Source organism: Thermus sp. NMX2.A1 (genome assembly GCF_000511705.1).
In the GTDB taxonomy this organism is placed as follows: Bacteria; Deinococcota; Deinococci; order Deinococcales; family Thermaceae; genus Thermus; species Thermus scotoductus.
Genome location: NZ_ATNI01000074.1, coordinates 68,191 through 92,776, shown reverse-complemented (window position 1 = coordinate 92,776; position 24,586 = coordinate 68,191). Strand labels below are relative to the sequence as shown.

Sequence of the window (24,586 nt, the reverse complement as noted above, 5' to 3'; positions counted from 1 at the left end):
CTTCAACTCTGTGTGCCAGGCACCATGTTCTTGCCGGGGGATCGGGGGACCCCGCAAGAACGCCAAAGAAAACTGTACCATAACCCCGGGGTCTTTTGCCAGATGTGGTAGGCTGAAGTCCCGTGAACGGGGTTTCCGAGAGCACGCAAAGGCCGAGGAGGTACGTGTTTGTCACCGGGGGTGTGGTGTCCAGCCTGGGCAAGGGCATCCTCACCTCTTCCCTGGGAGCCCTCTTTCGGGCCCGGGGGTATAGGGTTACCGCCATCAAGATCGACCCCTACGTGAACGTGGATGCGGGGACCATGCGTCCCTATGAGCATGGGGAGGTCTTCGTCACCGCCGACGGGGCGGAAACCGACCTGGACATCGGCCACTACGAGCGCTTCCTGGACCTGGACCTCTCCCGGGGCAACAACCTCACCACGGGCCAGGTGTACCTTTCCGTGATCCAGAAGGAGCGCCGGGGGGAGTACCTTTCCCAGACGGTGCAGGTGATTCCCCACATCACCGACGAGATCAAGGACCGCATCCGCAAGGTGGCGGAGGAGCAGGGAGCCGAGGTGGTGGTGGTGGAGGTGGGGGGCACGGTGGGGGATATCGAGAGCCTTCCCTTCCTGGAGGCCATCCGCCAGTTTCGCTTTGATGAGGGGGAGGAGAACACCTTCTACATCCACCTCACCCTGGTCCCCTACCTGGAAACCAGCGAGGAGTTCAAGACCAAGCCCACCCAGCACTCCGTGGCCACCCTGAGGAGCGTGGGCATCCAGCCCGATGCCATCGTTCTCCGCTCGGTGAAACCGGTGCCGGAGGAGGTGCGCAAGAAGGTGGCCCTGTTCACCAATGTGCGCCCTGGGCATGTGTTCAGCAGCCCCAATGTGGAGCACATTTACGAGATACCCCTCCTCCTCGAGGAGCAGGGCCTGGGCCGGGTGGTGGAAAGGGCCTTAGGCCTCGAGGCCGTCTTCCCCAACCTTTCCTTCTGGCAGGAGGCGGTGAGGGTGCTGAAGCACCCCGAGCGCACCGTGAGGATCGCCATCGCCGGCAAGTACGTGAAGATGCCGGATGCCTATCTCTCCCTTCTGGAGGCCTTGAAGCATGCGGGTATCCGGCACGGGGCCCGGGTGGAGGTGAAGTGGGTGGATGCGGAGGGCCTCGAGGGGGCCGACTTGGACGAGGCCTTTAGGGATGTTTCCGGCATCCTGGTCCCCGGGGGGTTTGGGGTGAGGGGCATTGAGGGTAAGGTGCGGGCGGCCCAGTACGCCCGGGAAAAGGGAATCCCCTATCTGGGCATCTGCCTGGGGTTGCAGATTGCGGTCATCGAGTTTGCCCGGCATGTGGCCGGGCTCAAGGGGGCCAACTCCACGGAGTTTGACCCCTACACCCCCCACCCGGTTATAGACCTCATGCCCGAACAGCTGGAGGTGGAGGGGCTGGGGGGCACCATGCGCCTTGGGGACTGGCCCATGCGCATCCGCCCGGGTACCCTCCTCCACCGCCTTTACGGGAAGGAGGAGGCGCTGGAGCGCCACCGCCACCGGTACGAGGTGAATCCCCTCTACGTGGACCAGCTGGAGCGGGCTGGGCTTGTGATCTCCGCCACCACCCCGGGGATGCGGGGCCGGGGGGCGGGGCTGGTGGAGGCCATCGAGCTCAGGGACCACCCCTTCTTCCTGGGCCTGCAAAGCCACCCCGAGTTCAAGAGCCGGCCCATGCGCCCCTCCCCTCCCTTTGCGGGCTTCGTGGAGGCGGCGTTAAAGCACGCAGGCCTTTAAAGCAGGCTTCGGGCGAACTGCCGGGCCACGCGCCCGGAGAAGCCTTTTTGCAGGGCAAAACGCAGGGCCTCCCTTTCCTCCTCCGGGGTCAAGGAGCGGCCCAGGTGGTGGGCCACTGCCTTCAGGTAAAGGGTCTTGTCAAAAGGCGGGAAGGTGAGGACCAGCCCGAAGCGCTCGGAGAGGGCCAGGGTGTCCTGAAGTTCATCCCAGGCGGTGGGGTCGGCCCCGGGTAAGGGGTTTTCCCCGGTTTGGCGCACCAGGTGGCGGCGGTTGGAAGTGGCCAGCAAGAGAACGTTTTCCGGAGGGCCCTCCAGGCTTCCTTCCAGGAGGGCCTTCAGGTGGTGGAAAGCTTCCTCTTTGGGATCCAGGGAGAGGTCGTCCAGGAAGAGGAAGAAGCGATGGGGGAGGAGGGCCAGCCTTTCCAGCAGGTTTTCCAGGTGGGCCAAGGCCTTGGGCTCCACCTCCACCATGCGGGCTTCTCTGAGGTGCAAAAGGCTCTTGGCGGCGGTGCTTTTGCCCGTGCCCCGGGCCCCGTAGAGGAGGGTGTGGAGGGCGGGTTTTCCCGAGAGGAAACGGAGGGCATTGGCCCTGAGGGCCTTAAGCTGCTCTTCGTAGCCCAGAAGTTCGTCCTCCCGGGGCAGGCGGTAGCTTCCCAGGGGGCGCACCTCGCCAGCGAAGCGGAAGGCCCGGTAGAGGGCAAAGGGATAGGGCCCGTGGGCTTGGAGCACCCGGACCAGGGCCTCGGGGTCGCGGGTGAGGAGGGCGGCCAGGGCCCCTTCCTCAGCGGGGTGGGGAGGGCGTTCCCCCAGGTCGGCTAAAGGGTACTCCCTCCGCCTTCCCTCCAGTTCCAGGGAGAGGACCTCGAGGTCCTGCCGTATCAGCTGGAGAAGCCCCGGGGTGGGCCTTAAAGCCCGCCAGGCCCAGGGGGCTTTGAGGAGGCTTTGGGCGAAGGCATAGCCCCAGGGTTCACCCCGGGGCAGGTCCAGGTCCAGGAGGTCCAAAGGGGTCTTGGGAAGCCTCATGGGCCCCATGCTAAAGGAAAACCCCCGGGGAAGGCCCCGGGGTTCTGTGGTGGGCCGCACAGGACTCGAACCTGTAACCCACCGATTAAGAGTCGGTTGCTCTACCGGTTGAGCTAGCGGCCCAAGGTGTGCACGGCGTCGGCCTTGACGCCAAAAGCCAGTGTAGCCTTCCCTCAAGGCTCTGTCAAGGCGGCTACAACAGGTAAAGCACCGCCCGTCCCCTTTCCACCCGCACCCGGATGGGCCCGAGGGCCTGATTTTCCAGGGTGAGGGTGGTGGCCTTAAGGGAAGTGGGGGGGAGGTTCCAGCGGGCTCCTTCCACGGCCAAGGTGGCCTCGGGGAAGGGCAGGAGGCTGAAGGCAGTTCCCTTTTCCAGGGGGAAGGCGTGGAGTCCAGCAAGGAGGGGGAAGGCCCGGGTAAGCCCGTCGGTGAGTTCTACCCTTACCCCCTTTTCCGCCAGCAGAAAGGCCAGCTCCAGGTGGGCCAGGGTGTGGTCCAGGCGGCCCCCAATGCCCCCTAGGAGGAGGACTTCCTCGGCCCCCAGTTCCAGGGCTTTTCGCACCAGGGCTTCGCCGTCCGTAAGGTCCTTATCCCGGGTAAGCACCTCCTTGGGGGCGGGAAGGATTTGCTGGAGCCAAGGGGGACTTGAGTCGAAGTCGCCAAGCCATAGTTCCAAGGGAAGCCTCAGGGCCAGGGCGTGCCGTCCACCGGAGTCCGCCGCCAGGAGGCGGAGGCCCCTTAGGCGTTCCCGCAAAGCCTCCGTCACCAGGAGCGGGCCGCCTAGGAGAAGGGCGAAGCGCCTCATCCCTCCAAGGGTACCGCCTGGGAAAGATCCAGGTGAAGGTGGACCTGGGCTCCCTCCGGGGGGCCTTCCAGGGCCTCGAGGTAAAGCCGCACCTTCCCAAGCCGCACCCAAAGCCCCACCCTGTTCCCGAAGAAAAGCCGTTCCTCCACCACCCCTGGGTGCTCCCCTCCCAGGCGGAGGGCTTTGGGCAGAAGAAGGTGGGGTTTAGCAGGCAAGCCCAGGGCCTGGCTTTCCTCCGGGGAGAGGAGGTTCTTGTGCCCGAGGAAGCGGGCAGTCCAGAGGTCCTTGGGCCTTGCGTACACCTCTTCCGGAAGCCCCACCTGCACGAGCCTTCCCTGACGCAGGAGGGCCACCCGGTGGGCCAGGAGGAAGGCCTCCCCCTGGTCGTGGGTGACCACCAGGGTGGTCACCCCTTCCGCCCGGAGGGTCCTGCGCAAAAAGAAGAGGAGCTCCTCCCGTAGCCTCAAGTCCAGGGCTCCCAGGGGCTCGTCCAGGAGGAGAAGCCTTGGCCTTGGTGCCAGGGCCCGGGCCAGGGCAACCCGTTGCTGTTCTCCCCCGGAAAGCTCCTGGGGGCGCTTTTGGGCATGGGGGGTGAGCTCCATGCGCTCAAGGAGCTCCTTCACCCGTGCCTCTCGCTCCTTCCCAGGCCAACGGGCCTCCACCAGGCCAAAGGCGATGTTTTCCGCCACGGTGAGGTGAGGGAAGAGGGCATAGTCCTGGAAAAGAAACCCTACCCCCCGCCTTTCCGGGGGCAGGGGGGTGAGGTCCTGCCCGCGGAAGCGCACGAAACCCCGGTCGGGGGAAAGGAGGCCGGCGATGAGCTTCAGCAGGGTGCTCTTTCCGCTACCCGAGGGTCCCAGGAGGGCCAGGACCTCTCCTTCCTGGACAGCAAGATCTAGGGCCAGTCGGAAACCGGGAAAGCGCTTTTCCAGGGCAAGCTCCAGCACCCCTCCATTAAACAAGGAACCCGGGGCGTGCCCCGGGTTCCTTGCGGGCCCGCCTTACTTCAGACCCAGCTTTTTCCGTTCCTCCAGCACCTGCTGGGGAGTGAGCTTCTTTTCCCGCAGGGCCTTGACCTCGGTGGCGGTGAAGGGCTTGAAGCCCTTGACCTTCTTGTCGTCGCCCCAGGCGGTGGCGATGTGGTTGAGGAGGGCGGCGATCTCCTCGTCCTTGAGGCCGTTATAGGCAGGCATGGCCCCGTTGTACTTCATGCCCTTTACTTCAATCGGTCCCTGGAGGCCCCAGAGGAGCACCTTGATCAGGTACTCCCGCCCGCCCTGTTTGGACAGGATATCGGACACATGTCCGGCCAGGGGCGGGAAGGCCCCGGGGAGCCCCTGCCCGTTGGCCTGGTGGCATCCCGCGCACTGGCTGAAAAGCTTGGCGCCGTCTGCCTGGGCGAAGGCCAGGCTGCCGATAAGGAGGAGAGCCGTTAGGGTCCGCTTCATCTTTACCCTCCGGGGTATCAGGGTATTTTGTCCCTGGCTCCTTGTCAAGGCCTCTAATGAAGCCAAATCTTTAGCCATTCTTAAGGGTATAGTCCCGGGGGGTACAGGGGAGGGGCCTTCATAAGTGAGTTTTTATGAAAAGAAGGTTACGTGTCAGAGGAGCTTGACATTGCCCCGGTGGGGGTGCTAGGGTACAAATGTCCTTGGGTGTACCCAGGCGGTGTATAAGATGTACGCATACCGGGTACTTTGGTCCCTAGCCCTACTCGCCCTGGCCGCGGCCTGGGCGGCTCCGGACTTTGGCCGGTGGTATCCCTATGGCATGGCGCTGAACTTGGCCCAGAGCCACGGGCGGGTGGTGATGGTGTACTTTCACTCTCCTCACTGCCCCTATTGCGACCAGATGAACACCTTCGTCCTCTCCGATCCCCAGGTAAGTAGCTTCCTGGAGGACCGGTTCGTGGTGGCCTCCGTGGATACCGAAACCCCGGAGGGTCAGGAGCTTTCCCGGCGGTATCGGGTGCCGGGTACCCCAACCTTTGTCTTCCTCGTCTTCCGCAAGGGGGCGTGGGAAGAGGTGGGCCGGTTTTTTGGCAGCCGGCCCCGGGCGCAGTTCCTTTTGGAGCTGCGTCAGATCTGTGCCAAAGGAGGTGCGTGTGAATAGGCGAGCGTTTCTAAGGACCACTGGCGTAGCCCTCGGGGCCGTTGCCTTGGCGGGGCTTCCCGTAAGGGCGCAGGGTTTGGAGGGTGAGGATCTGGCCAACCTGGAGAAGGCCTTGCAGGCGGTGTTGGGCAAGGGGTTCAAGGATCTTACTCCCTCCAACGTCATCAAGCTCACCATGCCTGCCATTGCCGAAAGCGGGGCCAACGTTCCCGCCGAGGTGGAGGTGAACCTGCCCTCGAGCCAGGTGAAGGCCATCCACCTCTTCGCTGACAAGAACCCCACCCCGCACCTGGTGGCCTTTATGCCCATGAAGGCCCTGCCCTACTACGCCACCCGGGTGCGCTTGGCGGAAACCACGGCTATCCGGGCGGTGGTGGAGACGGCGGACGGCAAATTCCTTTTGGCATCGGCCAGCACCCGCGTGACCGTGGGTGGCTGCGGTTAAGGAGGTAGAAAATGGCCATTCGTACCATTGTTCGTTTGACCCCGGCCAAGCCCAAGGCGGGCGAGAACTTCAAGCTCCAGGTAGTCGCCCAGCATCCCAACGAGCCTGGCACCCGCCGGGATGCCGAGGGCAAGATCATCCCCGCCAAGTACATCAACCAGGTGGAGATCTACTTTGAAGGGGAGAAGGTGGCCGAGGCTAAGCCCGGTCCCTCCACCAGCGCCAACCCCCTTTACGGCTTCATGTTCAAGGCGGAAAAGGCGGGGACCTTTACCGTCAAGCTTAAGGATACCGACGGGGATACCGGCGAGGGCACGGTAAAGCTGGAGCTGGCCTAAGGGTGGCGCCCGGGGGCAACCCCGGGCGCCGGGCATGGCACGGAGTAAAGGTATGCTTCTACGGTCCTGGTGGATGGTGGGCGTGCTTTTCCTGCTTGGCTTGGCCTTGGCCCAAGGGGAGGTGGACCCGCGGGAGGAGGCCAAGAGGCAAAAGCAGCTCCTTTTGCAAACCGCGGGGATCCTGCCCACGGAGCTTATCGTGGAGCAGGGCAAGGAGCTCTTTAACCGCAAGGGGCCAAAGGGCAAGACCATGGCCGAGTGCGACTTTGGCCTGGGGAAGGGAGTTCTGGAAGGAGCGGCGGCCAGGCTACCCCGTTACTTCCTAGATACCAACAAGGTGGAGGACCTGGATAGCCGCATCGTCACCTGCATGACCCGGGTTCAGGGCTACCGGCCCGACCAGGTCAAGCGGCAGGAGGTGGTGGCCATCGCCTTCTACATCGCCAGCTTCTCCACGGGCAAGCCCATCCAGGTGCGCCTCCTCTTTCCTCAAGAAAGGGAGCTTTATGCCCTTGGCGAGAAGCTCTTTTACGCCCGCAGTGGGGCCCGGGACGTGGGTTGCGCCACTTGTCACGTGACCTACGTGGGTCGGCGGGCGGGGGTGCTTCCCTATGCGGATGTCCTGGGCAAGGACAAGTCCTGGACCCACTGGCCTGCTTACCGTTACTCCAACGACCAGATCTGGACCATGCAGGACCGCATCCGGGCCTGCTACGGCAACATCGGCCATCCCCAGCCTGCTCTTTACTCCCTGCCCATCCTAGCCTTGGAGCTTTTCATGGCCTACCAGAATAACGGGGCGGTGGTGGAGGAGTGGCCGGCTTTCGTGCGGTGAGGAGGCGGCGATGAAGGCGAAGAAGCTTATCCCCATCCTTTTGGCCGTGCCCTTGGTGGTGGCCCTGGCCCAGTCGTACTTTTCCCCTTCCGAGCTGGAGGCCATCAAGACGGGTGGCAAGACCTACGCGGATGTCTTCCTTAACCAGCGTCCGGACCAGGCCCTTTGCTCCATCCACCGCAACCGTCTGCCCGGCGATCTTCTCCCCAAGTTCCTCGAGGAGCAGCGGGCCCTCATCAAGTACCCGCAAAGCGGCAAGCTCATGGGGGACTGGAAGAAGGGCGGGGCCATCTTCAACAACCTGCAGAAGGCCAACTGCTTCTCCTGCCACTTTGGCTCCCCGGTGCACCTGGGCGGGGACGTGGGGCCCAGCCTGGAGAAATACGGCCTCAAGCGGGGCCAGTCCGAGGCGGTGCAGCGCTACACCTACGAGGTCATCTACAACTCTTGGGCTTATTTCCCCTGCACGGTCATGTACCGCTTTGGGGCCCAGGGGCTTTTGACCCCCGAGGAGATCGCAGACGTGGTGGCCTACCTGTTGGATCCGGAAAGCGACTTCAACACCAAGCCGGCGGTGGGGTCTAAATGAACCGAAGGGAGCTTCTTTTTTGGCTTTCCGCCCTGGGAGGGCTTGGGCCCAAGGCTTTGGCCCAGGTTCTGGAGAATCCTTCCCGCCTCTACGACCTTCCCCCTTACGGCAACGCCACCCTCCTCTACTTCTCCGACCTCCACGGCCAGGCCTTCCCCCACTACTTCATGGAGCCTCCCAACCTCATCGCCCCCAAGCCCCTTATGGGGAGGCCCGGCTACCTGACCGGGGAGGCCATCCTGCGCTACTACGGGGTGGAGCGGAAGACCCCCTTGGCCTACCTGCTCAGCTACCTGGACTTCGTGGAGCTGGCCAAGGCCTTCGGTCCCATCGGGGGCCTGAGCGCCCTCACCGCCCTTATCCGCAGGCAAAAGGCCCAGGTGGAGGCCGAGGGGGGCAGGGCCTTGGTGTTGGACGGGGGGGATACCTGGACCAACTCCGGCCTTTCCCTCCTCACCCAGGGAGAGGCCATCGTGGACTGGCAGAACCTCGTTGGGGTGGACCACATGGTCTCCCACTGGGAGTGGACCCTGGGGCGGGAGCGGGCCGAGGCGCTCTTCAAGAAGCTTAAGGGCGAGCACCTCTCCTACAACGTAGTGGATGAGCTTTTCGGCGACCCCCTTTACCCTGCTTACCGGATCCACCAAATGGGCCGCTACACCCTGGCCGTGGTGGGGGCCACCTATCCCTACGTGAAGGTTTCTCACCCCGAGGAGTTCACGGAAGGCCTTTCCTTTGCCCTGGATGTGCGCCGCTTGCAGGAGGCCGTGGACCAGGCCCGGGCCGAGGGGGCGGATGCCGTGGTGCTTCTCTCCCACAACGGCCTCCAGCTGGACGCGGCCTTGGCGGAGCGGGTGAAGGGCATTGACCTCATCCTTTCCGGGCACACCCACGACCTCACCCCTTCCCCCTGGCGGGTGGGCAAGACCTGGATCGTGGCGGGAAGCGCAGCCGGTAAGGCCCTGATGCGGGTGGACCTGGAGCTTTTCAAGGGGGGTATTGCCAACCTCCGGCTCAGGATCCTGCCGGTTCTGGCCCGCCATCTCCCGGGGGCTCCTGACGTGGAGGCCTTCCTGGAAAAGACCCTGGCTCCCCACCGGCAGCACCTTTTCGAGCCCCTGGCGGTTTCCGAATCCCTGCTTTACAAGCGGGACACCCTTTACTCCACCTGGGATGAGCTGGTGGGGCAGGCGGTGAAGGCTCTTTATCCCGAGGTGGACCTGGTCTTCAGCCCGGCGGTGCGCTGGGGCACCACCATCCTTCCCGGCCAGGCCATCACCCGGGACCACCTCTACGCCTACCTGGGCTTTACCTACCCCGACCTTTACCTCTTCTGGCTACGGGGGGAGCAGATCCGGAACACCCTGGAGGACATCGCCAGCAACGTCTTTACCCCCGATCCCTTCTACCAGCAGGGCGGGGACGTGAGCCGGGTTTACGGCCTCCGCTACGTGCTGGACCCCGATGCCCCCGTCGGCAAGCGCATCCGGGAGGTGGAGGTGGGCGGCAAGCCCCTGGATCCCAATCGCCGGTACCTGGCGGCCTCCTATGGGGGAAGGCTCCAGCGGGTGGGGGAGGCCAAGGCGGGGTACGAGCCCAGGCCCATCTACCAGGTCCTCGAGGAGTACCTCAAAGCCGCTGGGCGCATAAGGGTTTTGCCCAAGCCCAACGTGCGCGTGTTGGGACGTAACTACCGTGTGCCGGAGGTGAGTTCATGACCAAAAAGGCGTCAATTTTGTTAGTTTCGGTGGTCATCTTGGGGCTTGGCCTCACCCAGGTGAGTCCCTTTAGGGCCCGCTTTGAGGCGGCTTTGCATGCGGGCGGCCACGAGTTTGCCAAGGTGATGCTCTCCCAGGACAAAGGGCAGGCCCTTTGCTCCCAGTACCGGGATAAGCTTCCCCCGGATCTCATCCCGACTTTCCTGGCGGAGCAGAAGGCCCTCATCAAGTACCCGGCAAACGGCAAGCTCATGGGAGACTGGAAAAACGGGGAGAAGGTCTTCACCGATCCCAAGCGGGGTAACTGCTACGCCTGCCACGCCGGGGTCGCCAGCGAGGTGGCCCACGGCACCATGGGGCCGAGCCTGACCAACTATGGGCAGCGGGGCACCTCGGAGGCGGTGGTGCGCTACACCTACGAGAAGATCTTCAACGCCTGGGCCTTCGTGCCCTGCTCCCTGATGTACCGTGGCGGGGTGCACGGCCTCTTTACCCCGGAGGAAACCGCCGACCTGGTGGCCTTTCTTCTGGACCCCGAGTCCCCCATCAACCGGAGGTGAGCCGTGAAGAGAAGGAATCGCTTAGTTTTCCTGGGTGTGCTGGCCTTGGGGGCCTTGGCGGGCTTGGGGGCCTATACGCAGCAGCAGAAGCCCTTGGATCCCTTTGAGGAGGCCATGCGCCAGCGGCAGATGTACCTGGAGACCTTCGGCGTGCTCCCGGGGGATCTTTTTGTGGAGGAGGGGAAGGAGCTCTTCTTCCGCAAGGGGCCAAGCGGCAAGACCCTGGAGGAGTGCGACTTCGGCAAGGGGAAGGGAGTTTTGGAGGGAGTCTACGCCATCCTTCCCAAGTACTTCTCCGACAGCAAGCGGGTGGAGGACCTGGAAACCCGGGTGTACACCTGCATGCAGACCGTACAGGGGTACAAGCCGGCGGAGATCAAACGGGACGAGGTTAGGGCCATCACCACCTATATCGCTTCCTTCTCCTCCAAGGCCAAGATCCAGGTGGTGCCCAAGCACCCGGCGGAGCTGGCCATGTACAACCTGGGGCGGGAGCTTTGGTACACCCGCGCCGGGGCCCGGGACATGAGCTGCGCCATCTGCCACGACCAGTATGCCGGCCAGAGGGTACGGCTTTCCCCGGTGCGGAGCCCCAAGCAGGGTCTGGGCAATGAGTGGCCCGCCTACCGCTTTGAGGAGGACCGGCTCTACACCATGGAGGACCGCATTAACTTCTGCTACGAGTCCATCGCCATTCCCAAGCCGGAGTTCTACTCGGATGTCCACATCGCCCTGACCGTGTACATGCTGGCCGAGGCCACCAAGGCCGGGCACTCCTTTGAGGAGCTGCCCTTCTTCACCCGCTAGCCATGCGCCGCCGCCACCTCCTTGCCCTTCTTCCCCTCCTTCCCCTGGCCCGGGCCCAGGGGGGAGGGGGGGCGGGGGGGGACTGGGTGAAGGCCTTTGGGGAGTTCCTCAAGCGCGTGCCCCCCGCCAGCTATCTGGTGTATCCCACCGAGGCCAAGGACCTCCTCCTCTTTGATCCCTTTATCCTGGACGTGCGCACGGAGGAGGAGCGGAAGAAGGGGTATATACCGGGTTCGGTGCACATCTACGCCGGCCAGGTGCCCGATCGCCTTCATGAGCTACCCAAGGACAAGGAGGCCCTGATCCTGGTCTACTGCAACTCGGGCAGCGTTTCGGCGGTGGTGGCCGCATATTTGCAAGCGCTTGGCTACAAGAATGCCAAGAACATCGCTCACGGCTTTAAGGGCTGGCTGGACGCCGGCCTAGAAGTGGAAGGAGGTTCGCAATGAGGAAGCTTTTGGCTCTGGTGGCCCTTTTGGGGTTGGGTTTGGCGCAGTCTTTGGTGGTGGAGGTTAAAGGCTCCCTGGAAGAGGTGGAGGCCAAGACCCTCTCCGCCCTGAAGTCCGTGGGCCTCGAGGCAGACCGGGTTCTAAACCTGGGGGAGCAGGTGCGGCAGGTGACGGGCCCGGGTTTCCCCGAGTACCGCCTGGTGGTGCTGAAGCCGGATAAGGGAAGCATCGAGGCGGTTTCCAAAAATCCCATGGCCGCCATCGTCCTACCTCCCACGGTCTTCATCACCGGCCAGGGGAACAGCTTCACGGTGGGCACTTTTGACGGGCGCCTCCTCTTCTCCATGCTACAGGTGTACGGGGGTGAGGTGGAGCGGTTGGTGTGGCGCCTCGAGGCGGCCCTGGGACGGCTTGGCATCGTGAAGCGCCTGCCCCCCGCCCATGATGCCCGATCCCGCTAGCGGCATGATGCCTGCCCTCATGTACCGGGTGCCCTCCGCCAAGGTGGAGGATGTGGTGCTCATGGTGGAAACGGAGCTCACCTCCAACGGGCTTAACCTTTTGCCCAACGTGAAGGTGGGCCCGGTGACCGTGATCATGCCCTGCAAGAGCGAATGGGCTCGGATCATGTTCCTCACCCAGCCTGCGGGAGGTTTCGCCGCTCCTTGCCGCTTCTTTGCCATGCAGATGGGTAATGACGTCCTGGTGGGTGCCATCGAGCCCATGCTCATGACCATCATGCCCGGTGTGATGGGCACGCCGGCGGTGGCCATGCTCCAGGAGGCCCGCCGGGTCATGAGCCAGATCCTGGAAGCTACGGGCGGGACTCCTTACCGCCCTGGCCGATAAGAGGCTGGCCAAGAAGAAGGAGGGAGTATGAGCAAGGTCAGTCGGCGTCAGGTCCTCAAGACGGGGGCGGCTTTGGCCGCTGCCGGGGCGATCTCGAGCCCAGCCTTCGCCCAGGAGTTCTACAGCCGCCCGGCCACCCTTCTTCCCCGCACCCGCAAGCCGCGGGTGGTGGTGATCGGGGGCGGCTGGGGTGGCACCACGGTGGCCCGGAAGCTGGTCCAGTCCGGGGTGGATGTGGAGGTGGTGCTCGTCGAGCAGAAGCCCATCTTCATGTCCTGCCCCATGTCCAACCTCTTCCTGGCCGGGGTCAAGCCCCTGGAGTGGTTGGTCTTTGACTACACCAACGTGGTTAAGGACGGGGTGATCTTTGTCCAGGAGAGGGTTTTGGACATCAATCGGGACCGCCGCCTGGTGCGGACCACCGGGGGATACCTGGCTTATGACTTCTTGGTCCTGGCCCCGGGCATCGACTACATGTACGAGGCCATCCCCGGCTACGCCGAGGCGAAGCACCTCATGCCCGTGGGCTTTAAGCCCTTTGAGCACGTAGCCTTGCGCCGTATACTGGACCAGTTCGATGAGACGGGTGGGGAGATCGTCATGTACATTCCCAACCCTCCCTACCGTTGTCCCCCGGGGCCCTACGAGCGGGCGGCCATGCTGGCTTGGCGGCTCAAGACCAAGGGGGTTAAGGGGAAGCTTATCGTTTTGGATGCCAACCCCCAACCTATCTCCAAGGCCCCGGGCTTCCTGGCCGCCTACAACGAGCTTTACAAGGACTACCTGGAGTACGTTCCCAACACCCGGATCACCGGCCTGGACTACGGGAAGAAGGTGGTGAAGACGGAGCTCGGGGACGTGCCCTTCACCTTGGCCAACATCATTCCTCCCATGAAGGCGGGGGAGCTGGTGCGCACCGCAGGCCTGGGGGAGCGCTGGGCCAACGTGAAGATCCCCTACTTCCTCTCGGAGAAGGACGACCGCGTCTACCTGGTGGGGGACATCACCGGGAACACCCCTTACCCCAAGAGCGGCATGGTGGCCTACGTTTCCGGCACCATCGTGGCCCGGCACCTGGCAGAACGGCTTAAAGGTAAGCCCCTGGCGGAGATTCCCCCGGAGCTTCCCCACAACATCTGCTACTCCTTCGTGGACAAGGAGGAGGCCATCTGGGTGGCGGCCAACTACTCCTGGGACGAGGCGGCCAAGCAGATCAAGTCCCAGGGCTCCGTGGACAACCAGCGTTCGGCGGCCAACGGCACCGCTGCCATCGGCTGGGCCACGGGCATTTGGAACGACATGTTCGGCCCGGCCTAAGGGTTTTCCCCCGCCCCCATTAGGGGCGGGGTTTTTTGTGGCCTAGAAATACCATAGGAGGGTATATGGACCGAAGGAAGTTCTTCCGGCTTTTGGGCGCAGGAGGCGTGCTGGGCTTGCTTAAGGCCAGGGCCCAGACGCCCCCTTGGGACGAGGAAACCTTTGCCCCCATGAAGACCCTGGGGGCTCCCCTTTCCGAGTACGGCCAAAGGAGCCCCTTTGAGGAGGGAGTGGTGCGCTACATCTCCCCCAACCTTCGTACCCGCCACTCCGGGGCCGACTTCGCTCCCCTGGAGAAGCTGGAAGGGGTTATCACCCCCAACGGCCTCCATTTTGAGCGGCATCACGGAGGGGTGCCCCAGGTGGATCCGGCCAAGTACCGCCTCGTGATCCACGGGATGGTGGAAAGGCCCTTGGTCTTCACCTTGGAGGACCTAAAGCGCTTCCCGTCCGTGACCCGCACTTACTTCATTGAGTGCGCCGGAAACGGGCAAAACGGCTACCGCAACCCCCCGGACCCCAACCTCACCGCCACCCGAAGCCGGGGCCTGGCCTCCAACGCCAGCTGGACGGGGGTTCCCTTGGCTTTGCTCCTCAAGGAGGCGGGGGTGAAGCCCGGGGCCAAGTGGCTCATCCCCGAGGGCATGGATGCCGCCGCCTACACCCGCTCCCTGCCCCTGGAGAAGGCCATGGAGGACGTGCTGGTGGCCTACGCCCAAAACGGCGAGGCCTTGCGCCCCGAGCAGGGTTATCCCGTGCGCCTGGTGGTGCCGGGCTGGGAGGGAAGCATCCAGGTGAAGTGGCTGAGGCGCATCCTGGTCACCGACCTTCCCGCCATGGCCAAGGATGAAACCAGCGAGTACACCGACGTGATGGCGGATGGTAAGGTGCTGGCCTTCACGTGGGTTATGGACCCCGAGTCCATCATCACCTACCCCTCGGGCTTGCAGCAGATCAAGCCGGGCTTCCACGAGATCCGCGGCCTGGCCTGGAGCGGGTACGGGCGGATCACCAAGGTGGAGATCTCCTTCGACGAGGGAAAGACCTGGCGCCAGGCCACCCTGGAACCCCCGGTGGAGCGCTATGCCTTCGTGCGCTTCAAGATGCCCTGGCACTGGGATGGCAAGGAGGTGGTCCTCTGGAGCCGGGCCTGGGACGAGAAGGGGAACACCCAGCCCACCCGGGAGGAGTTCTTCAAGAAGTGGGGCAGGAACAACCGCTACCACTACAACGCCATCCAGGCCTGGCGCATCCTGCCCGACGGCCGGGTGGTGAACGGGGATAGGCCCTTGGGCCAGCAGGCGTTTGGACCCGTGGGGGGTTGCGACGGGGAGGTGTTTGATGGTTAAGCGCATCCTGGTTCTTTTGGCCCTTTTGGGCCTGGCGGTGGGAGCCCGGTACAACCTGGGCACCCCTATCTCCGAGGAACTGGCGGCCCAGTATGACATCAGGCCGGTGGTCCTCCCCGACGGCCGGGGGCTTCCCCCGGGGGAGGGGAGGGTGGAGGAAGGAGAGCGGATCTATGCGGAAAAGTGTGCTTCCTGCCACGGGGCCCGGGGGGAGGGGTACCCCTTCAACCGGCTGGTGGCCGAGCCCTTCCCCATCACCCCTGCCACCGAGCCAGCGGAGTTTGCCATCGGCAACTACTGGCAGTACGCCACCACCCTTTACGACTACATCCGGCGGGCCATGCCCTTTGGGGCGCCCGGTACTCTTACTAATGAGGAGGTTTACCACCTGGTGGCCTTCCTCCTCTACATGAACGGGATCATAGATGCCCACGAGCCCATCAACCAGAAGACCCTGCCCCAGGTGAGGATGCCCGCTCGGGAGCTTTTGGATCTGGACCCTGAGACCAAGCGCCGTTTTCCCTGGCTCACCTTGCCCTAGGATGGAGGCATGAGCGTTTCTCTGGCGGCGGCCTTTCTGGCGGGGGTGCTCTCCTTCCTCTCCCCTTGCGTCCTTCCCCTGGTGCCCACCTACCTGTTCTACCTGGGGGGAGAACGGGGGCGCCCCCTTTTCAACGCCCTTTTCTTCGTGCTGGGCTTCGGGATGGTCTTTTTCCTCCTGGGTTTACCCTTTACCCTGGTGGGCGGACTTCTGTTTGAGCACCGCCAGACCCTGGCCCGGGTGGGGGGGGTGATCCTGATCCTCTTCGGCCTGTACATGCTGGGCCTGAGGCCCAGGTGGGGGGTGAACCTCCGCTACGAGGGGGAAACAGGGCGCCCCCTGGGGGCTCTGCTCCTGGGAGCCAGCCTGGGCTTGGGCTGGACCCCTTGCATCGGGCCCATCCTGGGGGCCATTCTCACCCTGACGGCGGTGGGGGGTGGGGTGGAGCTTCTTTTGGCCTATATCCTGGGCCTGGCGGTGCCCTTTTTGTTGGTGGCCCTTTTCGCCGACCGGCTTAAGGGGTGGCTGAGGAGGGCCGGGAAGCTTTCCCACTACGTGGAGTTGCTGGCGGGGGTGGTGCTCCTGGTGGTGGGGATTTTGCTTGTCACGGGGACCTACACCGCCTTGAACTCTTTTTTCCTCCGGATTACGCCGGAGTGGCTGCAGAAGAACTTGTAGGGGTGAGGGAACCTCGGGGGTCTTTTCCTCTAAGAGGGACGAATGGCCCCCGAGGATACCCCTAAACTGGTATAGGCATGTTGCTTCGCTTGCAGGGGATCTCCAAGCGCTTCGGCCGGGACTGGGTGGTCCGGGACCTTTCCTTTACCCTGGAGCGGGGGGAAGTGGTGGCCCTCTTGGGGCCCAACGGCTCGGGGAAGACCACCCTCTTGCGCCTCATGGCCGGGCTTCTCAAGCCCACCCGGGGGCAGGTGGAACGGGCGGGCAGGACCCTTTTCCTGCCCAACCCCCCGGCCTTCCACCGCCACCTTACCGCCCGGGAGCACCTCCTTTACGACCTGGCCTTCCACCACCAGGGCAAAGAACCTGAGGAAGCCCTGGATCGCTTTGGCCTGCCCGGGGACCTTCCCCTTTACGCCTTCTCCAGCGGCATGAAGAAGAGGCTCGCCTTGGCCCGGCTTACCCTTCTCTTCCCCGATATCTGGCTGTTGGACGAGCCCGAAACCGCCTTGGACAAAGGGGGGAGGGAGCTTCTTCTTGCCACCTTGGCCGAGGCCCGGAAGAAGGCAGGGGTGGTGCTGGCCACCCACGACCGCACCCTGGCCGAGCGGGTGGCGGACCGCACCCTGGAGCTGGGGGTGGCATGAAGCTTCCCGTGGAAGGGTGGCCCGAGGCTGCCGAGCAGGGTAGGGTAGGGGTGGTGCGCCGGGTGGTCTTGCTGGCCTTAAGGGATCTTCGCCTCGAGGTGCGCGACCGCTCGGGGCTTCTTTCCATCCTGGCCTTTTTTGCGGTGATGCTCTTCATCATGGCCTTGGCCTTGGGGCCGGAGGAGGAGCCCTTGCGCCGGGCTGCCCCCGGGGTGCTTTGGGTGGCCTTGGCCTTCGGGAGCACCCTGCTTTCCACCCGGGCCTTTGCCCTCGAGGTGGAGGAGGGCACCTTGGACGACCTCCTCCTGGCTCCCGGGGGCAAGGAGTGGATCTACTTCGGCAAGCTTCTTTTCCAGATGCTCCTTCTCCTACCCCTGGCTGCCCTTGCCCTTTTGATGGCGGCGGGCCTCTTCTACCTGCCCCTGGAGCGCCTTTTCCCCCTCTTCCTGACCCTGGTCCTGGGGGTCTTGGGCTACGCCAGCGTGGCCACCTTTTACGCCGGTCTTCTGGCCCGGCTCCGGGGACGGGAGGTGCTTTTGCCCCTGCTCCTCTTCTCCTTGGTGGTCCCCGTGGTCCTGGCCTCGGTGCGGGCCACCACGGGCCTGGCGGAGGGCCTTCCCGTGGCGGAGATCTCCGATTGGTGGCAGCTTCTTTTGGTCTTTGATGTGGTCTACCTCACCGCCAGTGCCCTCCTTTTCCCGGTGGTTATGGAAGGTTAGGTTTGGCGGTATGGAGGCCACAGATTTTTAACCCTTCCCTTGGCTATGCTAGGGGTCATGGAGGTACAAGCATGCTGAAGGTTGCGCAACCCGACCGCCCGGACGCCCTCACCTGGGTTTTCCTGGGGCTGGGGCTTCTGCTCCTCCCCGTGGGGCTCTACCTGGCCCTTTCCGCTCCCCCCGACGTGAACCAGGGGTATCTGGCCCGCATCATGTACCTGCACGTGCCCGGGGCCTGGCTTGGCTATCTGGCCTTCTTCGTCACCTTCCTCTACTCCCTCCTCTACCTCGTCCGCCAGGATCCCCGCCACGACCGGGTGGCCAGCTCAAGCGCCGAGATCGGCCTGGTCTTCATGGGGCTGGCCCTGGTGACAGGGATGCTCTGGGCCCGGCCCACCTGGGGGGTCTACTGGACCTGGGAGCCCAGGCTCACCACCACCGCCATCCTCTTTGCCGTCTATGTGGGCTACTTTCTCCTCAGGGGGGCCATCGAGGACCCCGAGCTGAGGAGAAAGGCGGCGGCGGCGGTGGGCATTCTTGGCTTCATCAACGTGCCCATCAGCTACATGTCGGTGAAGTGGTGGCGGAGCCTGCACCAAACCCAGTCCATCGACCTCACCACGGGGAAGATCCACATGGACCCCGCCATGCTCCAGGCCCTCCTCTTCAACCTCCTCGTCTTCACCCTCCTCTACCTGGGCTTCGTGCGCTTCCGCTCCCTGTTGGCCGCTTTGGAGGCCAGGAAGGAGGAGGCATGAGCGAGGTCTTCGTCACCTGGGTCTATGCCCTCACCTACCTCACGGTCTTCGGCTACCTGGCCTACCTCTTCTGGCGCTACCGGAGGGCAAAATGAGGGCCAAGTACCTGATCGGACTCGGGGTCATCCTGGGGGCCTTGGCCTACCTCATCTTCGGCGGCCTGGGGCAGAACCTGGTCTACTTCCTCACCCCCTCCGAGTACCTGCAGGATCAGGGGCGCTACCAGAACCGTCCCGTGCGCCTGGGGGGCTTGGTCAAGCAGGGCACGGTGCACTACGACAAGGATCAGCTGGAGCTCCGCTTCATCCTCACCGATGGGGTGGCGGAGGTGCCCGTGGTGCACAAGGGCACGCCCCCGGGCATGTTCAAGGAGGGGCAGGGGGTGGTGGTGGAGGGCCGCTTCCGGGAAGGGGTCTTCCACGGCACCAACCTCCTGGTGAAACACTCCGAGACCTACCAGGCTCCCAAGGCGGGCTGGACTCCGGAGGAAGTGCGCAAGCTCATTGAGGAGGCCAAATGACCCCTGCTCTGCTGGGCAACCTGGGCGTCAGCCTGGCCCTGGCCTTTAGCCTTTTGGGCCTGGCTCTTTCCCTCCTCGCCTACCACCAGGGGGACGGGCGCTTCCTGACAGGGGCCAAGGCCTTGGTCCTTCCCGCCTTCCTGGCGGCCTTGACGGCCTTCTTGGCCCTGGAATGGGCCCTTCTCACCCACGACTTCAGCCTGGCCTACGTGGCCCGCAACCACTCCACCCAGGATCCCCTCTGGGTTACCCTGGTGACTCCCTGGGCGGCCCTCGAGGGGAGCATCCTCCTTTGGGGCCTGCTGCAAACCCTCTACACCCTTTTGGCCAGCCGCAAACCCCTGGACCCCTGGCGGGCTTCCTTGGTTTTGGCGGTACTTTTCGGCGTCCAGGTCTTCTTCTTCGGAGTGATGGCCACCATCGCCAGCCCCTTCCAAACCCTGCCCAACCCGCCAGCGGATGGCAATGGGCCCAACCCTCTCTTGCAGAACCATTGGATGATGGCCGTCCACCCGGTCCTCATGTACCTGGGCTTCGTGGGCCTGAGCGTGCCCTTCGCCTATGCGGTGGCGGCCATGGTGGTGCGTCGCTACCAGACCTGGGTGGGGGAGACCCGGTGGTGGACCCTGATCGCCTGGGGTTTCCTCACCGCCGGGAAGGTGGCGGGGATGTGGTGGAGCTACGAGGTCCTGGGCTGGGGTGGGTACTGGGCCTGGGACCCGGTGGAAAACGCCAGCTTCATCCCCTGGCTGTTGTCCACCGCCTTTTTGCACACCGCCATCGTCCAGGAGACCCGGGGGGCCTTTAAGGCCTGGAACTTCGCCTTTGTCACCCTGGCCTTCGCCGCCACGGTGCTGGGGACCTTCCTCACCCGGAGCGGGGTGATCCAGTCGGTCCACGCCTTTGCCGAGGGGCCGGTGGGGCCTGCCTTCCTGGGCTTCTTCCTCCTGGTTACTGGCTTGGGGCTTGGCCTTCTTTCCCGGGTCAGCCGGGAGGTGCGGGACACCGCGGTTTTCCGGCTCCTTTCCCGGGAAGGGGCCCTTCTCCTCGGGGCCTTTTTCTTCGCCGGATGGGCCTTGGTGGTGGTGCTCGGCACCTTCTATCCCCTTTTGGTGGAGGCCTTCACCGGGGCTAAGGTGAGCGTGGGGGCCCCTTTCTTCAACCAGGTTTCCGCTCCCATTGGGGTGGGTATCCTCCTCCTCATGGGGGTAGGGCCCATTTTGCCCTGGCGGAGGCCTAGGGCGGAGGTTTTCCGAAACCTCTACATGCTCCTGGCTGTCCTTCTCCTGGGTACCCTGCTTGGGCTTCTTCGGGGCTATACCTTCGGGGCTTCCCTGGCGGTGGGGCTTTTCCTCTACAACACCGCCGCCATCCTCCTCCTGGTGCGGGAGGGGGTGCTGGCCCGCCTTAGGGCAGGGCTTTCCCCCTGGGGATTTTTGGAAAACCGCAGGCGGGTGGGAAGCCTGTTGGTCCACTTCGCCGTGGCCCTCATGGGCCTCGGCATCGCCTTCAGCCAGACCTACCGCCTGGAAAGCGAGAAAACCCTCTACCGTGGGCAGGCCTGGGAGGTGGGCGGAGTGCGCATGGAGTTCCTGGGGGTGCGGGCCTTGGACGAGGGGAGGCGGTTTGCCGTGGAGGCTTCCTTGCGCACGGACCGCTTCGGGGAGGTGCGGCCAAGGCTTCACTTTTACCCGCAGATGAACTCCCCCTTACCGGCCCCCAAGGTGGTCTACACCCCGGGCAACGACTACTACTTCCTCCTCATGGACTTTGACCGGGAGAAGGGGGAGTGGGCCTCCATCCGCCTCATCGTTACCCCCCTGGTCTTCTGGATGTGGGTGGCGGGGGGGCTTCTGGCCCTGGGAACCCTGTACATCCTTTGGCCGGCGGCGGGGCGGGAGGAGGTTAAGGGGGTGAGCCCAGCGTGAGGTTTCCCGCAGGGAACAGCTTGAGGAGCTGGCTATGGCTCCTTGTGGTCTTGGCCCTGGGGGGGCTTTTCTACTGGGGGATGCAGCGAAACCCCAAGGAGCTTCCCTCGGTGCTGGCCAAGGAGCGCCGTCCGGCCCCGGACTTCACCCTGCCGGTGCTTTCCCCTTACCAAGAGGAATGGGGGAAAACCTTCAAGCTTTCCGACCATCTCGGTGGGAAGCCCATCGTGCTCAACTTCTGGGCCAGCTGGTGCTACCCTGCCTGCTACGAGGAGGCTCCGGTCCTCGAGGCCACCTGGCGCCGGCATAGGGACCAGGTACTTTTTGTGGGCATCAACACCCAGGACAAGGAGGGGGATGCGTTGCGCTTCATAGAGCAGTTTGGCCTCACCTTCCCCCAGGTCTTTGACCCCAGGGGCCGGGTGGGGGTGGACTACGGGATGTACGGGGTCCCGGAGACCTTCGTTATCGACCGGGAGGGCCGGGTGGTGGTCCGCCACGCCGGGGCCATCGATCAGACCACCTTGGAGCAATACCTGAAGGAGGTGTTGCCATGAGGGTTTGGGCGCTTTTGTTCTTCCTGGCCCTAGGGGTTTGGGCCCAGGAAAACCCAGCCTCCCCACCCCCTGATCTCTCCCCCGAGGTCTTCGCCATCGCCCGGGAGCTTCGTTGCCCCGTGTGCCAGGGGGAGTCGGCAGCGGAGAGCAACTCCGGGGTGGCGGTGGAGATGCGGCGGATTATCGCCGAGATGCTTCAAGAAGGGAAGACGGAGGAGGAGATCAAGGCCTTCTTCGTGGACCGGTACGGGGAGTGGATCCTCTACGAGCCTCCCAGGCGGGGAGTGACCCTTTGGGTCTGGGTGTTGCCGGTTTTGGGTCTGGTCCTTTTGGGCTTGGGGCTTTTCGCCTACTTCCGGCCCAAGAAACCCCTGCCGCCTGAGCTTCTGGAGGAGGCGGAGCGCCGGCTTAAGGAGCCTCCCGCATGATGGCCACCCTTATCTTTCTGGTTCTATTTTTTCTTGGTCTCTACTTGGCTTTAAGGCCTCTTCGGGGGCCCCGGGAACCCTTCCCCGAGCCTCCTCGGCGGGAGGAGCTTCTCAAGGAGCTCGAGGTCCTGAAGGAGGAGGTGCAGAGCCTGGAAGGGGAGGAGAAGAAGCTGGCCATGGCCCGGATGGTGGAGCTGGAACGGGCCTTGGACGGTTGGCGCCCCCCTAAGCCTCGTCCCTTCAATCCCTGGCCCGTGGCCCTAGCCCTGGGGGTGGTGGTCCTGCTGGGGGTAGGGCTTTGGCGCTACACCCTGCCCAGGCTTCCCGGGGAGACTACGGTGACCGCCCGGGCCGAAGCCCGGGAACTTAAGGCGCTTCAGGACAAGGCCAGGCGCACCGGGGAGGTGGCGGACCTCCTGGCCTGGGGAAGGCGGGCCTATGAGCTCAAGGCCTTTGACCAGGCGGCGGAGGCCTACCTGGCGGTGCTTAAGAAGGATCCCACCAACATCGAGGCCGTGCGGCGGGTGGGGATCCTCCTCTTCATGGGGGGGCGGCTGGAGGAAGCCCAGATGTTCTTGGAGATCGCCCAGCACGCTGACCCCAAGGCCGCGGAGGGCTGGCTTTTCCTCGGGAACATTTACTTCCAGAAGGGCCAGGCGAAGGAGGCCATCGCCGCCTGGGAAAAGTATCTGGAGGTGGGCGGGGAGGCCAGGGAAAGGGTGGAGGGCCTCATCGCCATGGCCCGCGCCCAGGCCCAGGGGGGAACGGACGGGAAAACGGTCTACCAGGCCCGCTGTGCCGCCTGCCACGGAGCCGAGGCCCAGGGGGGAGTGGGGCCCAGGCTTAAGGGAAACCCCATCCTGAAAGCCCCTGAGGCGGTGAGGGAGATCGTGCTCAAGGGCCGGGGCCAGATGCCGGCGGTGCCCTTAAGCGAGGGGGAGCTGAAGGCCCTTCTGGACTACCTATCCGGCCTATGAGGCGGCGGGACCTTGTCTTCTACATCCCGGTGGCGGTGGCCGGGGGGTTTTTCCTCTGGTTTGGGGTGCGCACCTATAACCTCCGCTTCCGCCCAAGGCCAGGGGTAGGAGAGCCCACCTGGAAGGGGGGGCCGAAGGTGGCGGTGGCCCGGCGGGGGGAGCTTGCCGTGTGGCAGGCGAAGCCCTTTGAGTATCCCTTGCCCTTAGGGCCCTTGAAGGCCTTTCTCCTCCGCCTGCCCGAGCCGGTTTTGGGGGGGCTTTCCCTGGGGGAGGAACACTACCTGGCCGTAAGCCGCATCTGCACCCACCAGGGTTGCACCGTGAACTATGTGCCCGATCCCGAGGCGGCTTCTATCCTCTATAACTTCCGCTACGAAAGACCCTTTTTGGGCTGCCCCTGCCACTTTGGGGCCTTTGACCCTCTCCTTGGGGGGAAGGCGGTGTACGGGCCCCCCCGCTACCCCCTGCCCCGCTTGCGCCTCGAGGCGGAAGGGGACACCCTCTACGCCACGGGGCACGAGGTGCCCTTGAGGCCCATGGAGGGTTCTTAGTCGGCAAGCCGTACTCGCACGAAGCGGTCCTTCCCCCGCTGGAGTATGCGGGGGCGGGAGAGGTCCACCTCGAGGCCCGCATCCTCTATAAGCTCCCCATCCAGCCTGAGGCCCCGGTTCTGGATGAGCCTTCGGGCCTCGGCGTTGGAAGGGGTGAGGCCTGCCAGGGTGAAAAGCCTCGCCACCCAGATGCGCCCCTCCTTGAGCTCGGAGGCGGGGATGACCACCTCGGGGATGTTCTCGGGAATGGCTCCCTTGGCCACCTGGTCGTAGCGTGCCTCCGCCTGGCGCACGGCTTCCGGCCCGGCTTCCTTGTCCTTGCCCAGGGCTTCAAAGCTGTAGCCAAGGCTTTCGTAAAAGGCCCGGTCGATGCGGGCAGGGATGGTGGGGAGGGCGTAGGCGGCGGTGAGGAGGCGGGCCAGGACCCGGTGAGCGGGGACGGGACCCGCCTTTAGAAGGGTTTGGATCTCGGCCTCCTCCAGGTCGGTAAGGAGGCGGAAGTAGCTTTCCAGAAGGGCGTCGGGCACCCACATGAGCTTCTTGAACATCACCTCGGGGGGCTCCGCCACCCCAATGTAGTTGTCCAGGCTCTTGCTCATCTTCTCCCGCCCGTCCAGGCCCACCAAAAGGGGCATGAGGAAGGCCACCTGGGGGGGTTGGCCGTAGGCCCGTTGCACCTCCCGGCCCACCAGGAGGTTGAACTTCTGGTCTGTGCCCCCCATCTCGATGTCCGCACGGATGGCCACGGAGTCGTAGGCCTGGGCGAAGGGGTAGAGGAACTCGTGCAAGGAGATGGGGATGCCCTCCTCGTAGCGCTTCTTGAAGTCCTCCCTCTCCAGCATCTGGGCCACGGTCATGAGGGAGGTGAGGCGCACCACCTCCTTGAAGGTGAGGCCTTCCAGCCACTCGGAGTTGTAACGGAGTTCAAAGAGGTGGGGTTCCTGCCTGAGGATCTTCCCCGCCTGCTCCACGTAGGTTCTGGCGTTTTCCCGGGTTTCCTCGAGGGTCAGGGGAGGGCGGGTCTTACTCCGCCCGGAGGGATCCCCGATCATGCCCGTGAAGTCCCCGATGATGAGCACCACCTTGTGCCCAAGCTCCTGGAACTGGCGCATCTTCCTCAGGACCACCGCATGCCCCAGGTGCAGGTCGGGCCGGGTGGGGTCGGCCCCCAGCTTGACCACCAGCGGACGGTCCTCCTTTAGCTTTAGGAGGAGTTCCTCCTCGGGGATGATCTCCTCGGCCCCCCGCTTGAGGAGGGCCAAGGCTTCTTCCGGAGAAGGCTTGGTGTCGGCGCCTGCCATGAGCCCAAGTATAC

General features: G+C 64.3%; 28 protein-coding genes, 1 tRNA gene and 1 pseudogene. 24 read left to right on the top strand and 6 right to left on the bottom strand.

Annotated features, from left to right (window positions below; genetic code table 11):
* Positions 1–122: 122 nt before the first annotated feature.
* Positions 123–1,772: a CTP synthase gene (locus tag TNMX_RS08315; protein WP_038031196.1), complete on the top strand. Its 1,650-nt coding sequence runs from the start codon at positions 123–125 to the stop codon at positions 1,770–1,772.
* Here TNMX_RS08315 and TNMX_RS08310 read toward each other — a convergent pair.
* The 5 genes from TNMX_RS08310 to cycA form a co-directional block, all read right to left on the bottom strand.
* Positions 1,769–2,794, bottom strand: coding sequence for a DUF815 domain-containing protein (locus tag TNMX_RS08310; protein WP_172640112.1), 1,026 nt, complete (start codon positions 2,792–2,794; stop codon positions 1,769–1,771). The two genes, TNMX_RS08315 and TNMX_RS08310, sit on opposite strands and share 4 nt — an antisense overlap.
* A gap of 47 nt (positions 2,795–2,841) precedes the next feature.
* Positions 2,842–2,917, bottom strand: a tRNA-Lys gene (locus TNMX_RS08305).
* Between the two features lie 70 nt (positions 2,918–2,987).
* Positions 2,988–3,599: a thiamine diphosphokinase gene (locus TNMX_RS08300; protein ID WP_019550823.1), complete on the bottom strand. Its 612-nt coding sequence runs from the start codon at positions 3,597–3,599 to the stop codon at positions 2,988–2,990.
* Complete coding sequence (locus tag TNMX_RS08295; protein ID WP_019550822.1) at positions 3,596–4,546, bottom strand: ABC transporter ATP-binding protein; 951 nt, start codon at positions 4,544–4,546, stop codon at positions 3,596–3,598. Before TNMX_RS08295 ends, TNMX_RS08300 begins: the two co-directional genes overlap by 4 nt.
* A gap of 54 nt (positions 4,547–4,600) precedes the next feature.
* Positions 4,601–5,047: a cytochrome C-552 gene (gene cycA, locus TNMX_RS08290; RefSeq protein ID WP_038031193.1), complete on the bottom strand. Its 447-nt coding sequence runs from the start codon at positions 5,045–5,047 to the stop codon at positions 4,601–4,603.
* 229 nt (positions 5,048–5,276) lie between these two features.
* Here cycA and TNMX_RS08285 point away from each other — a divergent pair, with 229 nt between their 5' ends.
* From TNMX_RS08285 to TNMX_RS08175, 23 genes and pseudogenes are all read left to right on the top strand, one after another.
* Entirely contained in the window at positions 5,277–5,711 is a 435-nt protein-coding gene (locus TNMX_RS08285) for a thioredoxin family protein (protein ID WP_038031190.1), read from the top strand.
* Positions 5,704–6,156, top strand: coding sequence for a thiosulfate oxidation carrier protein SoxY (gene soxY, locus TNMX_RS08280; protein ID WP_015717979.1), 453 nt, complete (start codon positions 5,704–5,706; stop codon positions 6,154–6,156). The genes TNMX_RS08285 and soxY overlap by 8 nt, the downstream gene beginning before the upstream one ends.
* 11 nt (positions 6,157–6,167) lie before the next feature.
* The gene (gene soxZ / locus TNMX_RS08275; RefSeq protein WP_015717978.1) at positions 6,168–6,494 is read left to right on the top strand and encodes a thiosulfate oxidation carrier complex protein SoxZ; all 327 of its coding nucleotides are present in this window, start codon (positions 6,168–6,170) and stop codon (positions 6,492–6,494) included.
* A gap of 52 nt (positions 6,495–6,546) precedes the next feature.
* Complete coding sequence (gene soxA, locus TNMX_RS08270) at positions 6,547–7,329, top strand: sulfur oxidation c-type cytochrome SoxA (RefSeq protein ID WP_015717977.1); 783 nt, start codon at positions 6,547–6,549, stop codon at positions 7,327–7,329.
* Positions 7,330–7,339: 10 nt separating this feature from the next.
* Entirely contained in the window at positions 7,340–7,918 is a 579-nt protein-coding gene (gene soxX, locus TNMX_RS08265) for a sulfur oxidation c-type cytochrome SoxX (protein WP_038031186.1), read from the top strand.
* The gene (gene soxB, locus TNMX_RS08260; protein WP_038031184.1) at positions 7,915–9,636 is read left to right on the top strand and encodes a thiosulfohydrolase SoxB; all 1,722 of its coding nucleotides are present in this window, start codon (positions 7,915–7,917) and stop codon (positions 9,634–9,636) included. Before soxX (TNMX_RS08265) ends, soxB begins: the two co-directional genes overlap by 4 nt.
* Positions 9,633–10,196, top strand: a complete 564-nt coding sequence (soxX, locus tag TNMX_RS08255) for a sulfur oxidation c-type cytochrome SoxX (protein ID WP_038031180.1) — start codon at positions 9,633–9,635, stop codon at positions 10,194–10,196. The genes soxB and soxX (TNMX_RS08255) overlap by 4 nt, the downstream gene beginning before the upstream one ends.
* Positions 10,197–10,199: 3 nt before the next feature.
* Positions 10,200–11,003 carry a sulfur oxidation c-type cytochrome SoxA gene (soxA, locus tag TNMX_RS08250; RefSeq protein WP_015717973.1) on the top strand — a complete coding sequence of 268 codons (804 nt, stop codon included), beginning with the start codon at positions 10,200–10,202 and terminating at the stop codon, positions 11,001–11,003.
* 2 nt (positions 11,004–11,005) lie between these two features.
* Positions 11,006–11,452, top strand: coding sequence for a rhodanese-like domain-containing protein (locus TNMX_RS08245; protein WP_038031178.1), 447 nt, complete (start codon positions 11,006–11,008; stop codon positions 11,450–11,452).
* Positions 11,449–12,301: pseudogene (locus TNMX_RS08240) on the top strand (translation initiation factor 2). Before TNMX_RS08245 ends, TNMX_RS08240 begins: the two are co-directional and overlap by 4 nt.
* Before the next feature lie 27 nt (positions 12,302–12,328).
* The gene (locus TNMX_RS08235; RefSeq protein WP_015717970.1) at positions 12,329–13,618 is read left to right on the top strand and encodes an FCSD flavin-binding domain-containing protein; all 1,290 of its coding nucleotides are present in this window, start codon (positions 12,329–12,331) and stop codon (positions 13,616–13,618) included.
* 65 nt (positions 13,619–13,683) lie between these two features.
* A complete protein-coding gene (gene soxC / locus TNMX_RS08230) occupies positions 13,684–14,967 on the top strand; it encodes a sulfite dehydrogenase (RefSeq protein WP_015717969.1) in 1,284 nt (427 codons plus the stop codon).
* Positions 14,960–15,508, top strand: a complete 549-nt coding sequence (locus tag TNMX_RS08225) for a c-type cytochrome (protein ID WP_015717968.1) — start codon at positions 14,960–14,962, stop codon at positions 15,506–15,508. The genes soxC and TNMX_RS08225 overlap by 8 nt, the downstream gene beginning before the upstream one ends.
* A gap of 9 nt (positions 15,509–15,517) precedes the next feature.
* A complete protein-coding gene (gene ccdA / locus TNMX_RS08220) occupies positions 15,518–16,186 on the top strand; it encodes a cytochrome c biogenesis protein CcdA (protein ID WP_015717967.1) in 669 nt (222 codons plus the stop codon).
* 77 nt (positions 16,187–16,263) lie between these two features.
* Positions 16,264–16,833 carry an ABC transporter ATP-binding protein gene (locus TNMX_RS08215; protein WP_038031175.1) on the top strand — a complete coding sequence of 190 codons (570 nt, stop codon included), beginning with the start codon at positions 16,264–16,266 and terminating at the stop codon, positions 16,831–16,833.
* Positions 16,830–17,552 (top strand): heme exporter protein CcmB, encoded by a 723-nt coding sequence (locus TNMX_RS08210; protein ID WP_015717965.1) that lies wholly within the window; start codon positions 16,830–16,832, stop codon positions 17,550–17,552. The genes TNMX_RS08215 and TNMX_RS08210 overlap by 4 nt, the downstream gene beginning before the upstream one ends.
* Positions 17,553–17,623: 71 nt before the next feature.
* Positions 17,624–18,310 (top strand): cytochrome c biogenesis protein CcsA, encoded by a 687-nt coding sequence (gene ccsA, locus TNMX_RS08205; RefSeq protein WP_015717964.1) that lies wholly within the window; start codon positions 17,624–17,626, stop codon positions 18,308–18,310.
* 91 nt (positions 18,311–18,401) lie between these two features.
* The gene (ccmE, locus tag TNMX_RS08200; RefSeq protein WP_015717963.1) at positions 18,402–18,830 is read left to right on the top strand and encodes a cytochrome c maturation protein CcmE; all 429 of its coding nucleotides are present in this window, start codon (positions 18,402–18,404) and stop codon (positions 18,828–18,830) included.
* Entirely contained in the window at positions 18,827–20,758 is a 1,932-nt protein-coding gene (locus TNMX_RS08195) for a heme lyase CcmF/NrfE family subunit (RefSeq protein WP_015717962.1), read from the top strand. The genes ccmE and TNMX_RS08195 overlap by 4 nt, the downstream gene beginning before the upstream one ends.
* A gap of 20 nt (positions 20,759–20,778) precedes the next feature.
* On the top strand, positions 20,779–21,315 hold the full coding sequence (locus TNMX_RS08190) for a TlpA disulfide reductase family protein (protein ID WP_049775673.1): 537 nt from the start codon (positions 20,779–20,781) through the stop codon (positions 21,313–21,315).
* Positions 21,312–21,743 carry a cytochrome c-type biogenesis protein CcmH gene (locus tag TNMX_RS08185; RefSeq protein WP_015717960.1) on the top strand — a complete coding sequence of 144 codons (432 nt, stop codon included), beginning with the start codon at positions 21,312–21,314 and terminating at the stop codon, positions 21,741–21,743. Before TNMX_RS08190 ends, TNMX_RS08185 begins: the two co-directional genes overlap by 4 nt.
* Positions 21,740–22,720, top strand: coding sequence for a cytochrome c (locus TNMX_RS08180; protein WP_015717959.1), 981 nt, complete (start codon positions 21,740–21,742; stop codon positions 22,718–22,720). The genes TNMX_RS08185 and TNMX_RS08180 overlap by 4 nt, the downstream gene beginning before the upstream one ends.
* Positions 22,717–23,271 (top strand): ubiquinol-cytochrome c reductase iron-sulfur subunit, encoded by a 555-nt coding sequence (locus tag TNMX_RS08175; RefSeq protein WP_015717958.1) that lies wholly within the window; start codon positions 22,717–22,719, stop codon positions 23,269–23,271. The genes TNMX_RS08180 and TNMX_RS08175 overlap by 4 nt, the downstream gene beginning before the upstream one ends.
* Here the strand turns inward: TNMX_RS08175 and tyrS are convergent.
* A complete protein-coding gene (tyrS, locus tag TNMX_RS08170; protein ID WP_038031174.1) occupies positions 23,268–24,572 on the bottom strand; it encodes a tyrosine--tRNA ligase in 1,305 nt (434 codons plus the stop codon). The genes TNMX_RS08175 and tyrS overlap by 4 nt on opposite strands.
* Positions 24,573–24,586 lie beyond the last annotated feature (14 nt).

Bases quoted from the DNA above. Each gene is read 5' to 3' on its own strand.
- TNMX_RS08310 (WP_172640112.1), bottom strand. From the start codon at position 2,794: ATGAGGCTTCCCAAGACCCCTTTGGACCTCCTGGACCTGGACCTGCCC.
- TNMX_RS08300 (WP_019550823.1), bottom strand. From the start codon at position 3,599: ATGAGGCGCTTCGCCCTTCTCCTAGGCGGCCCGCTCCTGGTGACGGAG.
- cycA (WP_038031193.1), bottom strand. From the start codon at position 5,047: ATGAAGCGGACCCTAACGGCTCTCCTCCTTATCGGCAGCCTGGCCTTC.
- TNMX_RS08285 (WP_038031190.1), top strand. From the start codon at position 5,277: ATGTACGCATACCGGGTACTTTGGTCCCTAGCCCTACTCGCCCTGGCC.
- soxZ (WP_015717978.1), top strand. From the start codon at position 6,168: ATGGCCATTCGTACCATTGTTCGTTTGACCCCGGCCAAGCCCAAGGCG.
- soxA (WP_015717977.1), top strand. From the start codon at position 6,547: ATGCTTCTACGGTCCTGGTGGATGGTGGGCGTGCTTTTCCTGCTTGGC.
- soxX (WP_038031186.1), top strand. From the start codon at position 7,340: ATGAAGGCGAAGAAGCTTATCCCCATCCTTTTGGCCGTGCCCTTGGTG.
- soxB (WP_038031184.1), top strand. From the start codon at position 7,915: ATGAACCGAAGGGAGCTTCTTTTTTGGCTTTCCGCCCTGGGAGGGCTT.
- soxX (WP_038031180.1), top strand. From the start codon at position 9,633: ATGACCAAAAAGGCGTCAATTTTGTTAGTTTCGGTGGTCATCTTGGGG.
- TNMX_RS08245 (WP_038031178.1), top strand. From the start codon at position 11,006: ATGCGCCGCCGCCACCTCCTTGCCCTTCTTCCCCTCCTTCCCCTGGCC.
- TNMX_RS08235 (WP_015717970.1), top strand. From the start codon at position 12,329: ATGAGCAAGGTCAGTCGGCGTCAGGTCCTCAAGACGGGGGCGGCTTTG.
- soxC (WP_015717969.1), top strand. From the start codon at position 13,684: ATGGACCGAAGGAAGTTCTTCCGGCTTTTGGGCGCAGGAGGCGTGCTG.
- TNMX_RS08225 (WP_015717968.1), top strand. From the start codon at position 14,960: ATGGTTAAGCGCATCCTGGTTCTTTTGGCCCTTTTGGGCCTGGCGGTG.
- ccdA (WP_015717967.1), top strand. From the start codon at position 15,518: ATGAGCGTTTCTCTGGCGGCGGCCTTTCTGGCGGGGGTGCTCTCCTTC.
- TNMX_RS08215 (WP_038031175.1), top strand. From the start codon at position 16,264: ATGTTGCTTCGCTTGCAGGGGATCTCCAAGCGCTTCGGCCGGGACTGG.
- TNMX_RS08210 (WP_015717965.1), top strand. From the start codon at position 16,830: ATGAAGCTTCCCGTGGAAGGGTGGCCCGAGGCTGCCGAGCAGGGTAGG.
- ccsA (WP_015717964.1), top strand. From the start codon at position 17,624: ATGCTGAAGGTTGCGCAACCCGACCGCCCGGACGCCCTCACCTGGGTT.
- ccmE (WP_015717963.1), top strand. From the start codon at position 18,402: ATGAGGGCCAAGTACCTGATCGGACTCGGGGTCATCCTGGGGGCCTTG.
- TNMX_RS08195 (WP_015717962.1), top strand. From the start codon at position 18,827: ATGACCCCTGCTCTGCTGGGCAACCTGGGCGTCAGCCTGGCCCTGGCC.
- TNMX_RS08185 (WP_015717960.1), top strand. From the start codon at position 21,312: ATGAGGGTTTGGGCGCTTTTGTTCTTCCTGGCCCTAGGGGTTTGGGCC.
- TNMX_RS08180 (WP_015717959.1), top strand. From the start codon at position 21,740: ATGATGGCCACCCTTATCTTTCTGGTTCTATTTTTTCTTGGTCTCTAC.
- TNMX_RS08175 (WP_015717958.1), top strand. From the start codon at position 22,717: ATGAGGCGGCGGGACCTTGTCTTCTACATCCCGGTGGCGGTGGCCGGG.
- tyrS (WP_038031174.1), bottom strand. From the start codon at position 24,572: ATGGCAGGCGCCGACACCAAGCCTTCTCCGGAAGAAGCCTTGGCCCTC.